Annotated in this window: 15 protein-coding genes; 7 read left to right on the top strand and 8 right to left on the bottom strand. The window is 41.7% G+C overall.

What is annotated here, in order from left to right; genetic code table 11:
* Positions 1-3 precede the first annotated feature (3 nt).
* The 3 genes from AC59IL_RS15685 to AC59IL_RS15675 form a co-directional block, all read right to left on the bottom strand.
* Positions 4-3,372 carry a TonB-dependent receptor gene (locus tag AC59IL_RS15685; RefSeq protein ID WP_496553105.1) on the bottom strand — a complete coding sequence of 1,123 codons (3,369 nt, stop codon included), beginning with the start codon at positions 3,370-3,372 and terminating at the stop codon, positions 4-6.
* 251 nt (positions 3,373-3,623) lie between these two features.
* Complete coding sequence (locus tag AC59IL_RS15680) at positions 3,624-4,820, bottom strand: FecR family protein (protein WP_496553104.1); 1,197 nt, start codon at positions 4,818-4,820, stop codon at positions 3,624-3,626.
* 83 nt (positions 4,821-4,903) lie between these two features.
* Complete coding sequence (locus tag AC59IL_RS15675) at positions 4,904-5,623, bottom strand: RNA polymerase sigma factor (protein ID WP_496553103.1); 720 nt, start codon at positions 5,621-5,623, stop codon at positions 4,904-4,906.
* 203 nt (positions 5,624-5,826) lie between these two features.
* On the opposite strand from AC59IL_RS15675, the gene AC59IL_RS15670 reads away from it, so the two are divergent.
* On the top strand, positions 5,827-6,720 hold the full coding sequence (locus tag AC59IL_RS15670; RefSeq protein ID WP_496553102.1) for a helix-turn-helix domain-containing protein: 894 nt from the start codon (positions 5,827-5,829) through the stop codon (positions 6,718-6,720).
* An 80-nt stretch (positions 6,721-6,800) separates the two neighbouring features.
* Complete coding sequence (locus AC59IL_RS15665) at positions 6,801-7,637, top strand: SDR family NAD(P)-dependent oxidoreductase (RefSeq protein WP_496553101.1); 837 nt, start codon at positions 6,801-6,803, stop codon at positions 7,635-7,637.
* Positions 7,638-7,784: 147 nt separating this feature from the next.
* Here AC59IL_RS15665 and AC59IL_RS15660 read toward each other — a convergent pair whose 3' ends face one another.
* On the bottom strand, positions 7,785-9,800 hold the full coding sequence (locus tag AC59IL_RS15660; protein ID WP_496553100.1) for a M13 family metallopeptidase: 2,016 nt from the start codon (positions 9,798-9,800) through the stop codon (positions 7,785-7,787).
* A 314-nt stretch (positions 9,801-10,114) separates the two neighbouring features.
* Between AC59IL_RS15660 and AC59IL_RS15655 the strand changes: the two genes are divergently transcribed.
* A complete protein-coding gene (locus AC59IL_RS15655; protein WP_496553099.1) occupies positions 10,115-10,813 on the top strand; it encodes a hypothetical protein in 699 nt (232 codons plus the stop codon).
* Positions 10,814-11,081: 268 nt separating this feature from the next.
* Here AC59IL_RS15655 and AC59IL_RS15650 read toward each other — a convergent pair whose 3' ends face one another.
* Together AC59IL_RS15650 and AC59IL_RS15645 are read right to left on the bottom strand one after the other, a co-directional pair.
* Positions 11,082-11,387, bottom strand: a complete 306-nt coding sequence (locus AC59IL_RS15650; protein ID WP_496553098.1) for a hypothetical protein — start codon at positions 11,385-11,387, stop codon at positions 11,082-11,084.
* A gap of 183 nt (positions 11,388-11,570) precedes the next feature.
* Complete coding sequence (locus AC59IL_RS15645) at positions 11,571-12,086, bottom strand: MauE/DoxX family redox-associated membrane protein (protein ID WP_496553097.1); 516 nt, start codon at positions 12,084-12,086, stop codon at positions 11,571-11,573.
* A gap of 197 nt (positions 12,087-12,283) precedes the next feature.
* Between AC59IL_RS15645 and AC59IL_RS15640 the strand changes: the two genes are divergently transcribed.
* The 3 genes from AC59IL_RS15640 to AC59IL_RS15630 all read left to right on the top strand — a co-directional run bounded on the left by AC59IL_RS15640 (position 12,284) and on the right by AC59IL_RS15630 (position 15,661).
* Positions 12,284-12,535, top strand: a complete 252-nt coding sequence (locus AC59IL_RS15640; RefSeq protein ID WP_496553096.1) for a cyclic nucleotide-binding domain-containing protein — start codon at positions 12,284-12,286, stop codon at positions 12,533-12,535.
* 172 nt (positions 12,536-12,707) lie between these two features.
* Positions 12,708-13,184 carry a hypothetical protein gene (locus AC59IL_RS15635; RefSeq protein WP_496553095.1) on the top strand — a complete coding sequence of 159 codons (477 nt, stop codon included), beginning with the start codon at positions 12,708-12,710 and terminating at the stop codon, positions 13,182-13,184.
* 374 nt (positions 13,185-13,558) lie between these two features.
* Positions 13,559-15,661 (top strand): T9SS type A sorting domain-containing protein, encoded by a 2,103-nt coding sequence (locus tag AC59IL_RS15630; protein ID WP_496553094.1) that lies wholly within the window; start codon positions 13,559-13,561, stop codon positions 15,659-15,661.
* A 181-nt stretch (positions 15,662-15,842) separates the two neighbouring features.
* On the opposite strand, the gene AC59IL_RS15625 is transcribed toward AC59IL_RS15630, so the two are convergent.
* Together AC59IL_RS15625 and AC59IL_RS15620 are read right to left on the bottom strand one after the other, a co-directional pair.
* The gene (locus AC59IL_RS15625; protein ID WP_496553093.1) at positions 15,843-16,379 is read right to left on the bottom strand and encodes a GNAT family N-acetyltransferase; all 537 of its coding nucleotides are present in this window, start codon (positions 16,377-16,379) and stop codon (positions 15,843-15,845) included.
* A gap of 358 nt (positions 16,380-16,737) precedes the next feature.
* Positions 16,738-17,166: a nuclear transport factor 2 family protein gene (locus tag AC59IL_RS15620; RefSeq protein WP_496553092.1), complete on the bottom strand. Its 429-nt coding sequence runs from the start codon at positions 17,164-17,166 to the stop codon at positions 16,738-16,740.
* Positions 17,167-17,285: 119 nt separating this feature from the next.
* Between AC59IL_RS15620 and AC59IL_RS15615 the strand changes: the two genes are divergently transcribed.
* The gene (locus AC59IL_RS15615; protein WP_496553091.1) at positions 17,286-17,684 is read left to right on the top strand and encodes a winged helix-turn-helix transcriptional regulator; all 399 of its coding nucleotides are present in this window, start codon (positions 17,286-17,288) and stop codon (positions 17,682-17,684) included.
* Positions 17,685-17,948: the final 264 nt, after the last annotated feature.

The raw sequence follows: 17,948 nt of genomic DNA, 5'->3' as shown, positions 1-17,948 counted from the left end.
TAATTATAATGCTACATCTAAGCCAATACGAACAGTTTTAGCTTTTGGGTATATACCCTGGTCAACACCGCCGGATATTTCAGGATCATAACCATTATATTTTGTTATAGTAAACAGGTTATCACCGCCTATGTAGGCATGTATACGATCAAGGCCCCATTTATCGGTAAGAAATTTTGGTAATGTATAACCCAGTTGGAGTTTTTTGACACGCAGATAAGCACCTCTTTGAAGTTCGAAACCTGACGGAACATGGTAGTTCCCGTTAGGGTCGGCATCTGTGAGCCTCGGATAGTTTGTATTGGTATTGCCGGGTGTCCAGGCATTGAGCGCTTCTATCGGATAGTTTGCGGCCGTTACGTCAAGGCGACGGTATTGCTGGAATATTTTATTGCCCCACACACCTTGCCCAAATATGTTAAGATCAAATTGTTTGTAATTTACAGCGAAATTAAAACCATATTGCCAGGTTGGGATCGGGCTGCCCAGGTATTGTCGGTCGCTTGGGCCAATAGGGCCTACGCCTGTTGTGCTGGCAAAGATCAGATCACCGGGTTTAGCATTAGGTTGTATCAGGTTACCGCTTTTATCTTTATACTCGTTTATTTGAGCCTGTGACTGAAATATACCCAATACTTTGTAACCGTAAAAATAGTTGATCGGCTCACCAACTGAAATACGCTGGATGGTGGAGGGATTAGCAGCTTGCCATCCACCGGTATTAATAAATGGAAGCACGTTCAGGTTAGTAACAGTGTTCTTATTGTAGAAGATGTTTCCGTTTAATCTTACAGTAAAGTCACCCAATTTATGGTTGTAGCCCAACTGCAATTCAACGCCTTTGTTGGTTATACCGCCGGCATTTGAATAGGGAGCGCTATTAACACCTGCGTAAGCCGGAAGAGGCACTTGCATTAACAAACCATCGCTGACTTTTTTATAAAAATCAAGTGTTGCTGTAAGATCATGAAACACGGTAACTTCAATTGCCAAATCAGTTGATTTGTCCCGTTCCCACTTTAAATTGGGGTTAGCCAACGTTTGCGGTCCGTAACCAGTAACCAATGTCTGGTTGCCTGCCGGGCCAAAAACATAGCTACCGATACCGCTTACTATCGGCGAATATTGGAACGGGGCCAATGCCAGCTCATTCCCTAACACACCATAAGATGCGCGAACTTTCAAATAATCAATAAAGGTATTTTTAGGGAACCAGTCTTCTTTTGTGGCAATCCAACCTGCCGACACCGAAGAAAAATTACCGTAGACGTTCCCAGGGCCGAATTTTGAAGAGCCATCACGACGAAAACCAACCTGGATCAGGTATTTCTGATCATAATCATAAGTAACACGGCTGAAATAGGAAGCATGTTTGATCGATTGGTAATCACCCCCAAACCCAAAACGTTGTGCCTGGGGCAGGCTGAAATTAAATGAAGCCTGTTGATAAGTAGAAACAGGTTCGCCATAGTTGGTATTACCAACCGTGGTACCGCTTTCCTGTTCAGCACTTGTGCCTAACAATACGGTAAAATTATGTTTACCAATTAAGCGGGTATAGCTTGCCGTATTATCCCAGTTCCATTCCAGGCTTTGGTTATTTGAGCGGAGCTGCTTGTTTTGTGAAAGGTTGCTGTTGGTTGCTGTTAAATAATAAAGTGGTGTAAACGACTCTGTACCCCAAAACGCTTGCTTGGCAGCAATTTCTGTTTTGATTGACAAGCCTTTTATCGGGTTAATTTCGAAATATACGTCGCCGAATAAGTTATGCGACCAGTTGTAATTACCATCGAATAACTTTACCTCTGCCAATGGATTAAGCAGCGTCTGCGCATAGTTTGATATGCCATAAGGCAAGCCTTGCGCATCTCGTAAAATGTAAGCAGCCTGGCTATTGTATATTGCCGCATTAGGCTGTGAATTGATATCAGTAACAACTGCAGGGGTGATTGGGTCGAGGTTGATCGCATCGTTCAGCGGGCCACTGCTCCAGTAGTTTGTATTAAAGAATGTTGTGACCCTCGTATAATTATAGCTAAAGTTTTCCCCAAACTTAATGTACTTTTTAGGTTGGAAACTTGTGTTCACCCTGAAGTTCATCCGCTTATAGTCAGATTGGTCAGTTGAAACGATACCTTTCTGATCAAGGTAGCCTACTGAGGTAAAATAGTTCGATCTTTCGGTGCCGCCGCTTAGCGACAGGTTTTGGCTCATAACAGGTGCTTTGCCGAATATTTCATTTTGCCAGTTTGTACCGGTACCAAATTGCGAAGGATTTGCAAATGGTGCAGTACCGCCGTCATTGGTCACCGCTTGATTTCTTAACTGGGCATATTGTGTTGCATTGGTCAGTTTAAGCTTGTTTACAACTTTTTGCGAACCGTAATAGGCATTATAGTTAAGCTTCGGTATGCCTGTTTTACCTTTTTTAGTGGTGATCAATATAACGCCATTTGCCGAGCGCGAACCGTAAATGCCGGCCGAAGCATCTTTCAATACCTGGATTGATTCAATATCATTAGGATTAATTGCGTCATAACCACCATTATCCCATATCTGTCCGTCGACTACGTACAAAGGACTTGAGTTGGTTAATGAGTTAACTCCCCTTATGATGATGCTGGGAGCAGAACCCGGAGCGCCTGAACTTTGAGTAACCACAACGCCCGCTGCACGGCCTTGCAGCGCATCGTCAACACGGGTGATCTGTTGGCCTTTCAGGTCATCTGCGCTAACAGTCGAAATGGCCCCGGTTACCGTAGCTTTCTTTTGGCTTCCATAACCTATAACAATCACCTCATCTACTACCTGGATGAGAGGCATCATGCTGACTTCAAAATTCGATTGAGAACCAATTTTAATCTCTTTGGTTTGAAATCCTACATAAGTAATGATAAGTATATCACCGGGTTTGGCATCAATCGAAAATGCGCCCGCAGCATTTGTGTTTGTGCCTTTTTGTGTGCCCTTTACCTGAACAGCGGCACCGTTCAATGGCGCACCGGTTGAATCCCGCACAATTCCGGTAACAGGCGGCGGCGGAATATTATTTATAACAGGGACTTCTTTCTTTGAAGTAACTTTTTTGGTGATTACAATGGTATTGCCCTGTATTTCAAATTCAAGCAATTGATCACGAAGAATTTCTTCAAGAGCAGTCTGCAGTGGTGTTGCTTTAAAATTTACAGTAATGGATTTAACATCTTTTAAATCCTTTTTGTCATAAAAAAATACATAGTTTGTTTGCTGTTCTATAGCGGAAAAAACTTTCTGTATAGCAACGGACCTACCGGTATACGTTATTGTTTGAGCCGTACTTTTTGCTGTTACGTGTAGTGCTGTGGCAAGCAGAAGAATCGTGGTTAGTTTCATTACTAACAATGTTTTGGTTGAGAACCCCCTCTTTAGCCAATGGGCATGAAGAGTTGGGTTGCAAAGAGCTTTAATTTTCATACTTTTGCATCGTTTATGGTTATAAATAAGCAGTCGTGCGACTGTGAATCGATTAACCTGAACGAAAGCCGGGGGAAGATCGCCAAATTTTACTCCCGGTTTTTCATTGTAGCTAATCCAATACTAAAATGGGGTCAGTTCTTCTTTGTTGTAATGACCTTTATGTGTTTTTAATTAATAATGGTGATTTTATTTCCTTCAATTCTATATTTTACTTTTGTTTTCTCGAGAATACGTAACGCCTGACTCAGGGTAAGGGTTTTGCCGATTTTTCCATTAAACTCTTTTTCAGGAATAGCTCCTTCATATTTTACCTCAAGGCCATACCATCGTGCCAGTTGACGCATTACAGTTGGTAAGCTGGCATCTGTAAAGGAAAATAATCCATTCTTCCATGCTACAGCCTGAGCAACATCAGCATCTGTAATTAATTTGATTGCGTTTGACTTTACCTGCGCCTGCTGTCCCGGAATTAATAATTGTACTTTTTCGTTTGCAGTTACTCTTACTGAACCTTCTAACAATGTGGTATTGATACTTGGTTCGTCTGCATAAGCATTGATGTTAAAATGTGTTCCCAGCACTTCTACTTCTGTTGAATTATTGATCTTTACCTTAAATGGCATTTTTTGCCCTGAGCGCAGTCGAAGGGTTGCCACTTCAAAATACGCTTCACCGGTTATCTCTACTTTTCTTTCATTTCCAGCAAAGGCCACCGGATAGCGAATTGAACTCTCATTGTTCAGCCAAACTTTGGTGCCGTCGCTCAAAGTAAGTGGCACTACTTTACTTCCCCCTGGATTATACAATGTATTAAATACTATTTCAGTAGAAGATCCATTGTAAATAATCTGCCCATCCGTTGTTTTACTTACGTTTACATTTCCCTGTATCGCAAGGGTCCCATTCGTTAAACTATCTAACAATATTTTTTTCCCATTTGCCAGCGTGATCATTGCACGGTTTGTTTCCGGCGCTTTTACATCATGAGTCACGTTGGTATTGGCAACTTCCGCTGGTTTTGAACGCTTATTGAAGAATAGAAGATAAGAACCAATTCCCAGCATCAAAATTATCGAAGCGGCAACAGCTACGCTCCTCCATGGGAGCATGCTACGTACCGGGGCTGCTTTTGAGCGGGGCGGCGTGCCGAGAATATGTTGCAGCATTTCATCCGTCTTTTCAGCAGATACCACCATGCCATCGCCCTGATATTTTTCCCACTCGGCCGAAAAGAGTTGCATGATCTGCTCCCGATTAGCTTCATTGCTTACCAGGTTGGCCAGTTCGGTTTTTTCTTCCGCACTGGCAGTTTTTTCAAAATATTTTGAAAACAAATATTGTAGTCTGATCTCTTCAGGATTCATAAAAGGGAATTAGTAATAAAATAAGGATTGGGTAATGGTGTCTTTAAGAAAGACTTTAAAAAAATAAAAAAGGGGGAACGAGGCTAGAAAAATTTATGCAGATTGACCACTAAAACGACAATTTCAGACAGATGGGAGCGGATAAAGATTGTAATGGAGTCAGTCGCCAGCTTGAGATGGGTCTTAACAGATTCCTTCGATATGCCAAGCCGGTCGGCAACTTCCTTATATGTAAGCCGCTCATGGCGACTAAGCAGGTACACTTCTTTTCTTCGGGGTGGCAGGCTATCAATGGCCTGTTCAATAAGGGAAAGTTCGGAAACTTCAGCATCATTATCTTCGATGTATAGTTCCGGAGTGTTTTCTTTTTCCCAGAGCCGTTTGCGTTCCTGTTCTTTTAATTGTTTTTTTAACGCATCAAAAGCCTGATTTCGGGCCACCACCAACAAAAAATGTTTGAAGTTGTTGATCCCGGTCAGCGTTTCTCTGACCATCCAGATTTTCAGAAATGCATCCTGCACAATTTCTTCAGTCAGTTCTTTTGATTCGGTGATACGAAGTACATACCCGGCCAATAGTTGATTCCAATGCCAAAATAGCTGCCTGAAGGCGGTCTCGTCGCCTTCGGCAACCTGCAGGAGCAGTTCGCTTTCATTGTATGGAGGATGATGTGGCAAGCCAAAAAGAAGTTGCTGAAGCGCTAAAATAGTAAAGATAACATTCGTTATAGATAAGTATTTTTTAAAACAAGACAGGAGAATATGGATCAGGAAAGAATATTTCGAACCCAAAAAAGGCTTCAAATCTAACGCTCCACTGTATTCGAATATTTTCGCAATACCACAATTGAGATAACAATCAGTCACTGTCTAAAGCATTCCGGGGATATTTCTTTAAATCTTGTATAGAAAATAATTGCAAACCATTTTACGGAATTAACAAAAAACTGCTCAATTTTACCTAAATCACGTTCAGGAAAGGGTAAAATCACCACACCTCAATCTATATGGAATCCCTCGAATCATTTTATCATCATAAATTTAATAGGTATCCTGAAAAATTGCGTCACACCATTGGTCAGTTTGGTGTGTTTCGTATAGAAGACCGGATGAGCGATAGCAAAAGTCTGCCTATGCATGTACGCCGCAACTTTTTTAAAATCATGCTTTTTACCGGCGACAACCAGTTTCGTTATAATAATGAAAACATACCTGTAACAGGAAATACGTTGCTTTTTTTTCATCCGCATGAACCTTACTCTTATGAAGAGCTGTTGCCGGGCACCAGTGGCTATTTCTGTGTTTTCAGAAGCGAATTCTTTCAGGAAAGTCTGCGTATTGATCTGGATCGTCTTCCTTTGTTCCGGACTGCTGCCAAACCTGTGTTTCCATTATCGCCTGATAATTATCAGGAAGTTGAAAGCTTGTTCCGGAAAATGCTGCGGGAGAACCAGGGCGACTATATCTATAAATATGAGCTGATCAGAAATTATGTAAGCGAACTTTTTTACCTGGCCATGAAAATGACACCTCCTGAAAATCTGTTTCAGCCGGTAGATGCAGGCAAACGGCTCACTTTGCTATTTCTGGATCTGCTGGAACAGCAATTTCCCATCGAAAACACTACCGATCTGTTTCAGTTGCGTACACCCGGCGATTTTGCGGATACGCTCAATGTGCATGTTAACTATCTAAACCGGGCTATTAAGAAAACAACAGGTAAAACCACCAGTCAACATATATTTGACCGCTTATTAACAGAAGCGAAGATCTTGCTAAAACATACAGACTGGTCAATTTCAGATATTAGCCGGGTATTGGGGTTTGATGATCTGGCGCATTTTCATAAGTTCCTGAAGAAGTATGCCGGTGTGGGGCCATCTGCTTTCCGTTCGGTTTGATTTTTACCAATAATGGTGTTGATTGTACCAATCATTCCTTTCTCGCCCGACTAGCTTTGTGCATCTAAAAATGAGAAGGAATGGAAAACAAAAAAGTCTGGTACATCACCGGCGCATCGAAAGGTATGGGGCTTTCGCTTGCGAAACAGTTAATAGAACAAGGGCACATGGTAATAGCTACCTCAAGAAATGTAGCAGCGCTGACAGCAGCTATTGAGCCTACAGAGCAGTTCCTGCCCCTGCAGGTAGATCTGGCCAGTGAGCAGAGCATTGCCGGATCTTTGCAGCATGCTTTAGATGTATTCGGCAGGATAGATGTGATTGTAAACAATGCGGGCTATGGTATTGGAGGAGCACTGGAAGAATTATCCATGCAGGAAATAGCAGAGAATTTTGATGTCAATTTTTTCGCAGTTATCAGAGTGATTCAGCAGGCAATGCCTTTCCTGCGGCATCAGGGTTCCGGTCATATTATCAATATATCTTCTATTGCAGGCTTTGCACCAGGTACCGGCTGGTCTGTCTATGCCGCTGCAAAATTTGCTGTAAGTGGCTTATCTGAGGCTTTGGCGAATGACCTGAAACCGCTGGGTATTCAGGTAACAGCTGTGTTGCCAGGTTGGTTTCGCACCAGCTTTGCAAAGCCTGAATCCATTGCTTTCAGTAAAAAGCAGATAAAGGACTATCAATACATCAGGGAGTTTCATGAAAAATTTAATCAGATGGATGGTTTACAGGCGGGGGATCCGGATAAAATAGCAATGGCTTTGATGCAGTTGGTGACGCATCCAAACCCACCGGTTAATCTGTTCCTGGGAACTGATGCATACAAACGCGCTACTTCAAAAATAGAGCATTTATCAGTGCAGATGAAAGAATGGGCAACGGTATCTTTTTCTACTGACTTCATTGTGTAAGTTATGTGCTTGCTCATTTAATTACTTATCAGGACATCAAATCATAAGGCCCCGAAGTAACTGCCGACTGATTAGTTCGGGGCTTTTGTGAGCAGCTATCATCGCTTTTTCGGCTTCCCTTGTCATGAATCGACGGGCCGCTCCAATTTACCAGATTTTGATTCGCTTATCATTGTCGAGGTACATCATCTCGCCGGGTTTCACATTAAATGCTGAGTAAAAAGCCGGGTTGTTCATCAGTGGGCCATTCACCCGCCACATGGGTGGCGAATGGGGATCGTTATTTATCCAGTAGTGTAAGTATTCTTCTTTCATTTTCACCCGCCAGATCCTGGCAACTGAAAAGAAAAATCGCTGAATGGGTGTAAACCCGCCGATCCTCGTGGTATCCTGTCCCTGTTTGGTCATTTTAAAAGCGTCAAGAGCCACGGCAACGCCGCTTATATCCGCTGTATTTTCTCCTACTGTAAGCGCACCTTTCACATGAATGCTGTCCAGCACAGTGAATTTGTTGTATAGGTCAATGACCTGTTGGGTTTTGGCCTTAAACTTTTCGTAGTCTTGAGGTGTCCACCAGTTTTTTACGTTTCCGTCTTTATCAAACTGTGCTCCCTGGTCATCAAACGTATGCGTCATTTCATGCCCGATAACCATACCGATACCCCCATAGTTAAGGGCGTCATCGGCATTATTGTCAAAATAAGGAGGCTGTAGAATTCCGGCGGGGAAAACAATTTCGTTGGCGTAAGGATTATTATAAGCGGTAACTGTGGATGGTGTAGTAAACCACTCGGTTTTATCAACAGGTTTCCCAAGTTTGGCCAGGTTATATTGGAAATTGTTTGCGGCCGCGGACACCACATTTTCAAAATATTTATTCTTCACAACAGTTACATGGGTGAAATCGCGCCACTTATCGGGGTAACCGATCTTTTTGGTAATGGCAAATAATTTTTCCTTAGCTTTTTGCTTAGTGCTGTCACTCATCCAGTTCAACTGGTCAATCCGATTGGAAAAGGCCTTCTGCAGGTTATTCACCAATTCCAGCATCCGCGTTTTAGCCGATTCGGGAAAATAAAGCTTCGTATATAATTGTCCCAGCGCCTGTCCCAGATAGTTATCTACCGCGCTGGCCATGATCTCGCCGCGTGTTTTTTGCACGGCCTGTCCCGTTAGAGCCTTGTTATATTCAAAGGATGCATCCACAAAAGGCTTGCTCAGGTAGTCTGCATAGCTACTAATATAATTCGCTTTCAGGTATATTTTCCAATCCCCAAGCGGGATCGATTTCAGGAGCGTGTTCACTTTATCGTAATAACGTGGTTGGGCTACATCCAGCGAATCCATGGTGGCGCCCAGAGTATTGAAGTAAGTTGTCCAGCCTATATTGGCTTGTTGTTTATTTAAATCAGCCAGGGCTATTTTATGAAAATTGCCTTTTATATCCCGCGTTTCAATATTGGTTTTATGTGAAGCAGCCAGTTGTTTTTCGATATTGTAAACAAGCGCTGCGTTTTTTTGCGCCAACGCGGAATCGCTTCCGGTCAACGTAAAAAGATCCGCAAGATATTTTTTATAGGCTTGCCGGATAGAAACGGAGGCAGAGTCGGTATTGAAATAATAGTCCCTGTCGGGCATACCGATACCCGTTTGAGAAATATGCCCCATATTCATGCTGCTGTTTTCCTGATCGGGCGAAACCTGAAAAGCAATGAGGGATGCGATGGACAATTTGGCGGCTTTTGCCATGAATGTAATCATATCAGAAATACTGGTGATGCCATTGATCCTGTCTAACCCGGTTTTGAGAGGCTCAAATCCGCGTTGGTTGATGATATTGGTATCCATTCCGGAAGCAAAGAAATCACCGATCTTTTGTTCCAGGCTGCCTGGCGCATTGTTACTTTTCGATACGCTATCCAGGATGCCTTGTAACCTGAGGCGTTGCTGAAAGTTCATGAACCGGTAGGCGCCTACACCCGACTGACTCGCCGGTATTTGTGCAGTATCATACCATTTGGCATTTACATAATTAAAAAAATTATCGCCAGGCTGGCGGGTCGAGTCTATCCCATTAATTGCTATAAAGGATTCTTCGGTAGTACTTGTTTTGCAGGCAACAAAAGAAACTAAGGTGACAGATAGAAAAAACCAATTTTTCATATAGATTAGGTTGGTGCGAAACGATGTTGAATAATTGATAAAGATATCATTTCCGGTTTATAATTAAACAACTACGTCCTGCCTGAAGAATCTGGCCCCAATAAAAGGGATAGGTGGTATTTTGCTGATACATCCTGTCAGGCCGACGAAGATCCGGGGATTGCCAAATTTGGCGTTTTTATTTAACCTTGCATATTGGATTGCGTACTAGACAACTACGCAGGAATTTGAAATCAGATAGACCTGACAGGATTCGAACTCTGTTGATCCAGGTTGCTGCATCGTCAAATGATCTTATATTTAAATTAGCTATTATGATAGATTTGCCTCATGCTGAGAATCAAATTCACTGTGTCACGAATTTTCAAGACCTTGTTTCTACGCCATTTAATGGAATAATTAATGCAATTTGTTGGACTCGTAAACTAATAGGTGATTTTTCTGAGATTGTTAAAAAGGTAGCGCTAAGCGGAAATATAACGGCAATTGAACAAGAGGAACTTTGTGAACTTCAGTTGAGTGAACAAGGGCAACTTGCCCGTGAAATTCTTTTAAATGACTTGAAGGTATTGAAAGCTCATGGCGCATCGCCAACCCTTAATGTGATCAACTACTATGATCGGGATGATACCTACCCGTTTTTTCCAACCGATGTTTATTCTTTTCATGTAGATCGCTCCCCTATTCCAATCGATACCTTCTTATGCACTTACTATGGCGAGTCGAGTGAAATATTGCCAAATTCTCAAGGCAAAAAGAAAGTACTTATTCCAGAAATACGTGATGAACTAAAAAAACTATATCATGGAGCAGATGAAGGTTTTGAATCATTCTTAAGTGAACATTTCTTTGATCTACACTATCAGGCTGAACCTAATGCACGTCCAATAAGCTTAGGCCTTGGTCACCTATGGAGGTTGGCGGTTGATCATCCTGAAAGTCAGGTTCCTCCTTGTCTTCACCGTGCACCAAAGGAAAAATCCGGACAGAATAGGTTGCTGATGATCTGTTGAACACAAATTCTTCATAGCAAGACGATAAATTAACTTTTTATTTCTTTCTTCTTTTTCTTCTTGAAATCCCAAAGACAATCCCTCTCACCAATGCGAAAACTGTTATTTGGCCAGGCAATAGCTCCGTCACTTATCCTAAAACTAAAAATGAAAAAAGGTGCCCCAAAATTACTTTGAGACACCCTCTTTCTACTCGATTTTTATTCTTAAGTGCTTCCTCTTTCAACTACATCATAATCTGTTTTATGAGTTGAAGGAGCGCCAATTATTAGTTCTTTCGTAAATTAAATAAAAATGCACCTCCACTTTTAGGAAATCCAGTACCAGGTTGGAAGGTAACGTTTGTAAAATCAGGATGATCTCCATTGTCAAATGACATCACAACGGCGCACTCATTGCCAGAACCAAGGCAAATTATGTCAGAATCACTTTTTGTATAATTTGTTGCAATTTTTCTTTCATTTTCTGACTGCAAACCATCATACCGATAAAGTGTAACATCTTTTTTAACTGTGAACGCAGTGAAACCAACTGCCAAAGCAATGGCGGATACGCTTAATAAATACTTTTTCATAAAATGAGATTTTAAAGTTTACTGATTGCCTACTCTCTTAAACAGGTTTTCGGCTTTCCCTGATTTACCACCATAACGGCGGTGGTTTCCGCTTACAACCTGAGCTGCGCAACTCCAGTTGTAGTGTTGGAACCAACAAGTAAAATTTATTACGAATTTTCAGTAAAAAACAGTGAATCTTAGTTATGTAAATATGACGAGAGGGGTTTCTGTAATTTCTCTTGTAACCTGTTGCTTTTTATATAGCCGAATGGCAACAATGGCCAGGAAAACAAAAAATATATTGAATATCAAATGCTGCGGCCAACTTAATTTCTGTAGCATGCCGCCACAAGTACAAGGTAATTTAGGTGTAAATACAAGCATATAACCAAGATAAAAGGTAAATGCTGTCATCATCGCCAGTGAACCATAAAGACCTAATAATTTAGTGCGGGGTATAAATAATAGCAAGGCAATAATTGATTCACTGATAGGTAGCCCCCAGGTTATAACTTGCGGAAAACTGCCAATAAGGGGAAAGCCTTTTAATACATATTTTAAATCTTTAAGAACAAGAAATTTATTAATTGCCGTATACACAAACAACAATATAAACAGAGCCGAAATCACTTCTACAATCGTAGTTCTTTTCGCAGCAACAAAATTCATAAACCCATTTCTTTTCATTGCGCTGCCGGATAAGGTAGTATTTTTCATAAATACGGTTTTTAGGCCGGGAACAGGTGGCAAGCTGTTTCCGGTTAATTAGCGAAGGCGGATTGCCGTTTCAATTGTGTGCAAGTTAATTCACTTCATTTATCGTGTTTGCACAATTTCTTATCATTAATGCACTTTTATGGTGAGTAGGGGCCTAATTGGAAACATGTACTGTTTATTTCATCAGCCATAGCAATATGCAGCTATTTTATGAGCGGGTGAAATATGGTGAAAGGTTTGGACGGCTAGGCATTGAAGATGTATATGTAAATTTAATCAACCAGGTAAACTCACTGTACAACGATCCTCCTGAACTTCGCTATCAAAACTTCCTTACGAAATTCCCTGATACCGGACAGCGCATACCTCAATATTATATCGCCTCTTATGTAGGAATAAAGCCGCAATCACTAAGTCGCATCAGAAAAAGAATGTCTGAAAAGAATTAATTAACCTGGGTGAACGACCAGCCGTTTTTCATTTCTGAACTTTGTGCTACAAACAGGTAATTCATGAAAAACAAAATGAAACAACCTGCCGGGAGCTTCGCTTTGTCTCCTGCAGGATAGCTATGCTCGTTACGATGGAAATTATTTTAAATAAACAGACAATAATAGCCTAATGTATACACAAACGTTACGACAGTTACTGCTCATTATGCATCTTTCCGGTATAATACTGATGGTCGGAACCACGGTTACCTCTTTCGTCACTTTTCGTGCTTTCATAAACAGGTTTAACGTAAAAAGTGAAAGCTCAACAGGTCTTTTACAACTCTTGTCGAATCTGGCCCCAATAAAAGGGATAGGTGGTATTTTGCTGATACTTTCCGGCATTGGACTTACGTTTATAACCGGTTGGGTATTCTTGCACATGCTATGGCTTCAGCTAAAACTGTCCCTTATTCTGCTGCTGCCGCTTAATGAAATTCTGATAGAGAAAAAGCAACTAAAAAAGTTAAAGACCGCTTTTTTTGAAAATAATCCCGATAGCTCTACCATGATAAAAATGACAGTACCTAAAATCGCCAGGTTTTACACGATTCAACTATTGCTGTTTTTGGGAATCATTGTACTGGCGGTTTTAAAATTTAATTAACCTGCTTATTAAATGTTCAGGTTTGTATGCATAGAGGATTATATATAAAATCAACCCGATGCAATATCCAAGTATTTCTATAACCCCATGGCATCAAAAAAAATATCTTTGCTGCGCCTGAAATGAGCTACTATGAAAATCAGCAATGTAACCTTTATCCTGATGTTTGGCATATTTATCCTTTTTTCTATGTGTAAAAAAGATAACGGTACCCCAACCTTATCATTGAAACACCTTGCACGCTCTCTCTGCATTATTTTAATCTACAAAAATTAAACAAAGCTAACGGTATTTACCAGTTGCAGATCATCTGTAATGGGCCTTGCCTTGCCTGCGATAATGATTAAGATTTTTTATTCACCAAATCCTAATTTATGCACATCAAATTCTATTCCATTAAACTTTTTCTTATTGCTTTAATGCTATCCACGGGTATGGCAAACAGGGCGAATGCGCAGCTTCAGGTAGACATGGATCCTCCTTTCAATTCAACAAAAGGGGGATTAAACTTACCTGCTTCTGTAGGTGATATACTGGTATATGTCATTCGTACCACGAATACGTCTACAGCGGATATGACCAGTTCTAAGTTTTATAACAACATTCCGGCAGGAACATCCTATGTAACAGGCTCAACCTCACTAAACGGCTTTTCTATACCCGATGTAAATGGAAAAATGCCCTTTGTTGGTTCGGGCGGGTATATTAATTCGATTTCCAATGGGAGTGGTATAATTAGCCCTGGTACTTTTGCCAAAGTAATATACCAGGTTAAGGTAATTGCCAGTGCGGGCACAATTAGCAACTACGCCACCTGTGAGGCAACCAGCGGCGGCATCAGCTATATTCAAAAATCCAATACAGTATTTACCCCGCTGGTACCAGACCCTGCCTGTTCTGTTGTTTATCAGTCTACAGCCCTTGCTCCTTCCGGCAGCACCGTTTTCTCTTATATCAGATCAGTGAGTACTGAAAACGGAACAGGGGGCGCTACTATCTATGACGGCGTTGCCGGACCGTGTTATAACGCGGTTACCGGCGCAGTATTAAGACAAGGTAGTATAATGACAAATGTTGCTGCTTTGGCCTACGACAAAAATTCAAACAGGATCTATTTCGTTAATAACGCTGCCTCTCCCGCACAAGACCTTTGTTATGTAGACTTAGGCGCCAGTCCTGTTGCGGCAAAGAGATATGTTGGTTACCCACTTGAAACAAATACCAGTACCGGTTATAATATTAACCGGATGACTTTTACTGCTGATGGGTATGGCTATGCGGTCACTTCAAATGCCCTGGACCTTATCCGTTTTTCTATTGATGCTTCCACCGGTCTTCCTGTAATCAGCCGGTTAGGGGCATTGCAGAATGCGCCCTTTAATGGCTCCAATAATATACTGGGCGAAGCGGGGGGAGATATTTTTAGCGATGGATCGGGCAAATTGTATATGGTAGTTAATGCCGGTAAACTGTACAGGATCGATCCTGCTATACGTGTAGCCACTTACCTCGGCACTATAAATCCCGTGCCTTCAGGCGCCACCAGTTCAGTTGCCATTGATACGGCCGGTAATTTTTATTTAGGAGGCGCCTACCAGAACGTTTATAGAGTAAACCTGAATACCCTGAGCGCTGCTTCCATTGCAAGCGACACTGCCAATGTTTGGACGAACGGCGACTACGCCAATTGCACCTTCCCCATACTGCAACCCGCCATACAGGTGAATAAATCATACCGGAATACCAGCGGTAACGCGACCGTAGCATCGGGTGATACGATTGAATATACTGTTGAAGTGGTTAACACAGGAAATATCAATGCAGTTTTTGTAAAATTATATGATGCTATTCCTGCTTATAGCAGTTATGTCGCTGCTTCCACAACAATAAATGGTACAACCGTAACAGATGTAACCAATTCAACAATGCCCTTTTCTGTAAACGGTGGCAGGTTTATTAATTCACCGGGAGAATTGACTGGTATTATCAAGCCAGGCGATGCCAATAAAGCGGTGATCAAATTCCGGATAGTAACCAACCCGCTACAAACTATCTGTAATCAGGCTACAGCAACCTTATCCGATATAAATGGAGATCCACTGACCATTTATTCCGACGATCCTGCACAACCCGGCAACCAGGATGCCACCTGCTTTTGGTCGGATAGTGCAGGAACAACAGGCGGCACAAGAATAGCTACAACCGGTAATACCCAATTGAGTGTAAAGGGAACGGTACAACCCAATCCGTTCGTTACTGCGTTGAACCTGCAGCTACAGTTAAATGCAGCCGCAGCAGTGCAGGTACGACTGTTTGATCTATACGGCAGAACCGTGTTCACCACATCTCAAAAACTTGCAACAGGCTTTCAGTCATTGCATATAAATGTTCCGTCAGGTCTTACACCGGGCATCTATATGCTGGAAGTTACGGATGGTAATAACCGGTTATTACAGAAAAAACTGCTGAAACAATAAGCATATCAGTAGCAGATGAATGTAGACAGGCATGAGTTCATACAGCAAAAGCCCCGCCTGCGCGGGGCTTTTTGATAACATTTAAGCGTAAATGAAATGTAGTGCGTCGGCCACCTAAAACTTCCGCTGCTTATTTTTCCACCGTATTCAAATCGAAATTTTCTGTTACGCCTACGGAATTTTACCGGTCTGAATTGGTCAAGGTGTAAATAGTATAGTCAGGGTTCTCTTTGTCAGCTTCCATTGATTTTTTAAATCCAAACTTCAACAAAAGTTTGGTTGAATGCTGATTGCCATTATGAGTAAATGCTTCTATTTTTTGAAGCTGCAATGTATGAAAGGCATAGTCAATAACTTTTTCAGCCGCTTCTTTCATTATTCCCTGTCCCTGATAATTTGTCAAAAGTTCATAACCGATCTCGCACTTATTTTCTTCGTTTAAAAAGCTAAATAAGCAAATTGTTCCAACAAAGGTGTTACTATTTGTCAGGGTTATTACCCAATAGATCCCATCATTTTTTTCAATGGTATCATTTATCTTGTTGATAAAGTTGATTGCGTCTTCAATTGTCTGGCTTGGTTGTCTTCCAAGATACTTGTTTATCTCCCTGTCAGAACGCAAGGCAAAAATACTTTCTCCGTCATCGGTTGATAATTGTCTAAGAGTTAGTCTTGCAGTTGTCAAAGTTGGAAAGGGTGTAAAGGATCTATTTACCATCCTATCAGATTTTTACCTGGTAATGTTTATGGTCGTCTTAACCTGACCGCTAACACTTATAAATATATGCCGTTAAATTGTTTTTACCTAAAATTATTAGCATTGATAATAGGCCGGCTCCGCATACACCCCGACCAGGAAAAAGCGATTTCGTAAAAAGCTTTTTTGCTGTCAAATAAAAACTTTTGGCCCGGAAAGTAATCACTTCGCAATATGGGGCATTTCTAACTACGAAAGTAAATGAGGTATTCGCGGCAATCCCACAACTGAACTGCATTCCGGAAGATGACAACAACGAACAAGGCAGCATTGCTGCTGCCTTAATGATAGCACTATCCGCTCATTATGCGGAAGTACCTTAGAGAAAGGCATCTAAGATCCAACCTGGGTTCCAAAATTCGCGGTAGTTTGCGATTTTCCCTTCCCGCAACGTAATGCGGCCTACGTAGATCTGCTGGTACCTCTTGCCAGTAGCAGTCACCAGGGCACTGCCTTCGAACTCCACAAACACTTTATTGGGATCAGACGTGGCCGAGAAGGCAAAGTTAGTAAAGCTCCAGTTGGTAGCGCTTTGGGTCACGTTAGCTATGTACGCCGTAATAGTGTCTCGTCCTTCCAACTGCTTGGAATAGGGGGCGGGTGCATATGGGTACTCGTGCACGGCGTCCTCAGTCCATAGGTTGGCATAGGCTTCCCGAGTCATGGCGGGGTCGGTAAACATAGCAAGGTGCATTCGAAATAAACGTTCAGCGCGAGCCGCGCTATTGTCCGTGATGGTTGAATTCATGATCTTTTTTTTTAAGTTGAGAGTCTTTAACCGTTTTTTATTACCTCACAAAACTACAAGGGAGATGCTATATCTTTGTTATCTGTTACATAAAGGATACCAGTTACAAAAAGGTTACTATGGCAAACAAAAATCGTTGTTTAACGCCCGCCACCGACGAAGAATGCAGAAAGGCAAGACTCAGTCTTCAGGACACGCTGGACGTAGTAGGCGGCAAATGGAAATTGGTACTGATCTCCATATTGAGAGGTGGTAAGTTAAAATTTCGGGAACTGTCCAGGGAAGCCGGAATATCGCCCCGGATATTATCCAAGGAATTGAAGGAGATGGAAATCAATGGTCTGGTTACCCGAACGGTACTGGACACCAGACCTATCATGGTGGAGTATGAACTTACCCCCTACAGTAATACGCTTTCGGAGGTGATCATTGCCATGCATGAATGGGGGAAAAAACATCGCCAAAAAATGATCGGACAGAAATCAACTGAACCGAGCTCGCTTTCAAAAAACGTGTAGCGAATAAACGCTTGATTATATTTATAAGGAATCACGCTTTTCCATTTATTTTTCTCTGCAACCGCATCATATCCTTCCCAATTCAACCTTATTCGCCCTCACATAATGCGCAGTAGTCTCAATCTTTTTATGCTCCATCATTTCCTTTATTGAGGTATTGGAACAACATGAAATAATGTAATGCTTGTTGCAAACGTGTACCGGGACACTAAGTCTCGGGACAACTGGACAGTCTATATGTAAAAGGTTTCGGCGCAACAGCAG

Source organism: Niastella sp. sgz303648 (assembly GCF_059587045.1).
The sequence above is the reverse complement of the archived record's forward strand: the minus strand, read 5'-3'. Positions and strand labels throughout refer to the sequence as shown.